3 protein-coding genes and 1 pseudogene are annotated in these 3,052 nt (G+C 58.1%); all 4 read right to left on the bottom strand.

The genetic code is table 11. The features are described 5' to 3' along the window. The coding region (locus tag ABYT07_RS20110) for an amidase family protein (protein WP_372993785.1) at nucleotides 1-820 on the bottom strand (820 nt) is incomplete at its 3' end. Nucleotides 821-841: 21 nt separating this feature from the next. Beyond that, a complete protein-coding gene (locus ABYT07_RS20105; RefSeq protein WP_372993784.1) occupies nucleotides 842-2,035 on the bottom strand; it encodes a M20 aminoacylase family protein in 1,194 nt (397 codons plus the stop codon). Nucleotides 2,036-2,044: 9 nt separating this feature from the next. After that, complete coding sequence (locus ABYT07_RS20100; RefSeq protein ID WP_372993783.1) at nucleotides 2,045-2,725, bottom strand: GntR family transcriptional regulator; 681 nt, start codon at nucleotides 2,723-2,725, stop codon at nucleotides 2,045-2,047. After that, a pseudogene (locus ABYT07_RS20095) lies at nucleotides 2,726-3,052 on the bottom strand (microcin ABC transporter ATP-binding protein); the annotation flags it as partial.

Here is a 3,052-nt window from a genome sequence, read left to right as displayed (position 1 = left end):
TGCCTTGAAAGGGGTTCATCGCATAGCCGACCGTCAAAGGGCCACCCGCATCGCGACGGTCAGCCGAAGGTGGCACCCAGAGCGGATCGCGCACGTCGCCGCGCGACATCACCTGCAAGCCCGCACGCACATCGGCGATAGAACGTCCGATTGGGCCCTGTACGGCCATCAACTGGGTGAACGGACCACGCTCGATCCCGGCTGCTGATTGCGTCGGGTTCATCGCGGGAATGCGTCCCAGCGAGGGGCGAATGGTAGCCACCCCACAGCACATCGCAGGATACCGCAGCGAGCCGCCCAAATCGTTGCCATGGCCGATCGTGCCAATCCCGCTTGCCACAGCCGCCGCCGCCGCACCGCTGGAGCCGCCTGGGGTGATGCTATGATCCCACGGGTTCAGGGACACACCGTGGATAGGATTGGACGTGAACCAGCGCATGGAGAATTCGGGTGTGCTGGTGCGTGCGACAATCACTGCACCTGCATCTTTAAGATTTCGCACAACAGGCGAATCCGCATCCGCAATTGCGTTCTTGTTGGCCAACACGCCGTTCGAGTTCGCATAACCCTTGTGATCGACATTTATCTTCACCGTCACCGGCACGCCCCAAAGCGGCCCCGCGTCCTGCGGTCTACCGGTCTTGTCCAGCGCGCGCGCAATATCGAGCGCTTCGTCGACGACGGTAGTGACCGCATTGATCTGCGGATTTATTTGTGCAATCCGCGCAAATTGCGCTTCGGTCACATCCTGCACCGAGACATCGCCACAGCTCAGGCGCTTGGTTGTTTCGGCGACCGACCAATAGTGTATTGCCGTCATAGTATGTCCTTTTTTTGATGCTCAGGCAGTGGCACGCAGCGTGCGGTGCGCCAACTCGACCCAGTAAGAGATGCCGTAGCCCAGTGCCTCGTCGTTGAAGTCGTAAGCAGGGTTATGGAGGGCTGCACTGTCGCCATTGCCGATAAAGACATAGGCCCCCGGCACTTCACGCAGGAAAAACGCAAAGTCTTCTGCACCCATCACGGGCCGCAAATCCTGATGCACATTTTCTTTACCCACAATCGCCTCCATCGCATCAATCGCCAGAGCCATCTCGGGGGCCGTATTCACAACCGGCGGATAGGGCGTGAGCGGCGGTCGCTCGACGGTCACGCTACAGCCATGCGCCTCTGCAGTGCCTGCACAAATCCTGCGCAGCTCGCTTTCCATGCGGGCAGAAACATCTTCGGAAAAGCTCCGAAAGTTGCAGCGCATCTGAATCTGGTCTGGAATCACATTCCACGCCTCGCCGCCATTGATAGAGGTGATGGAGACGACGGCCTGTTCAAAGGGACTGATCGTGCGGGCCACGATGGTTTGCGCTGCCATAACGATAGCCGACGCACATACGACTGGATCACGGGCATTTTCAGGCTGGGCTGCATGACCGCCGCTGCCCTGAACAGTGATCATAACCCCGTCGGCGCTTGCCATTGCGCCGCCATGGATAGCACCAAAATGACCCACGGGCATTTCGGGCCAGTTGTGGACACCATAGACACCTTTGACCGGGAACCGCGTCAGCAGCCCCTCGTCGATCATAACCTTGGCACCCGCTGCCAATTCCTCGGCAGGTTGAAAGCAGAAGATCAATGTTCCCTCAAAGTCGCGCGTTTCCGCCAGATACTTCGCCGCCCCCAAAAGCATGGTTGTATGCCCGTCATGGCCACAAGCATGCATGGCACCCTGTATTGTCGAACGGTGCGCGGCACCCGTTGTCTCCTCGATCGGCAGCGCATCCATATCAGCGCGAAACAGCACGCGGCCTTGCATGTTCTGCGCCGGACCCGTTTTGCCGTGCAGAACGCCAACGACACCCGTTTTGGCAATGCCCTCGATCACATCGTCAAAGCCGTAGCTGCGCAAACGATCTACGACAATTCCAGCGGTGCGCGGCAGGTCGAATAAAAGCTCCGGGTGCGCGTGCAGGTCGCGGCGCAGTGCCGTCAATTCAGCAAGAGACTGCGCGATAGAATTGGCAAAGGGATGGGGCATCAGGGCTACCTATTTCTGTGTAATGTCAGTCGGGTTTGTTTCAAAATGGGGCGCTACATTCTTGCGCCAGAATGCCGCGTCGTCTTGCATCACCTGCCAAGCATGGGCGCTGTTCCCTTCGGCAAGCGCCTGCCAGAAATCGCGCAGGGTCTGGACGATCCGCGCAATGCGGTCCTCTGAATCAGAGACGTCGATAAGAGCCGTGACAATGTGAAACTGGCGGTACATCGACAACGCTTGTGCCGCGAGAATTCTATTATGTAGCCGGGCGACAAAACGTTGACGAAAGGCAAAAAGCGAATTGGCAAAAGATACTTTATCGGTGGTAACGATGCTGTCGATATCCGCCAGTATTTCACGGCAGGTCGCTCGGTCCAGATATGTCATGACATCATGGATAATCGCCTGATCAATCCAGCCCTTTACCTCATAGAGATCAACAATCTGGCGGGGGGTAAAGTCGGCGACATAGAAACCCTGACGGGGGCGACTGATGACCAAGCCCTGACCCTCAAGTTCACGAGCAGCCTCGCGCAAGGGTCCGCGGCTCACGCCAAAGCTCTCGGCGAGATGAACCTCATTCAACCGTTGTCCCGGTTTCAGTACGCCATTTGCGATCAGGCTGACCAATTCCTCGCCGATCGTCTCGGAGAGCCCCTTACTCGTTACCTTGCCAATTGCCGCTGCCATTCACACACCCTCTGCTTGTGGTTGGGTTTGCCGGCCCACCGGAAACCATTCCTGACCAGGTATCGCATCCATCAGCTCCAAAACATAGGGGTGCAGATCCCCCTCGAGGATGTCGACCGGCGCGCCCTGGGCAACAACCTTGCCCGATTGCATGACCACCAGATTGTCGCAAATTTCCGCTGCGACGCGCAGATCATGCGTGATGAACAGGATTGTAAGGTTCCGCTGTGCCTGAAGGTCGGCAAAAAGCGCCAGCATTTGCCGCTGCACCGAAACATCCAGCGCCGACAGCGCCTCGTCTGCGATAAGCACCTTCGGGTTTGCGGC

Origin of the sequence: Sulfitobacter sp. (assembly GCF_041552635.1) — a bacterium.
In the GTDB taxonomy this organism is placed as follows: domain Bacteria; phylum Pseudomonadota; class Alphaproteobacteria; order Rhodobacterales; family Rhodobacteraceae; genus Sulfitobacter.
Note: the sequence above shows the minus strand (reverse complement) of the source record. Positions and strands in the feature narration are given on the sequence as shown.

Excerpts from the sequence above, each read along its gene's own strand:
- ABYT07_RS20100 (WP_372993783.1), bottom strand. The coding sequence starts at position 2,725 with ATGGCAGCGGCAATTGGCAAGGTAACGAGTAAGGGGCTCTCCGAGACG.
- ABYT07_RS20105 (WP_372993784.1), bottom strand. The coding sequence starts at position 2,035 with ATGCCCCATCCCTTTGCCAATTCTATCGCGCAGTCTCTTGCTGAATTG.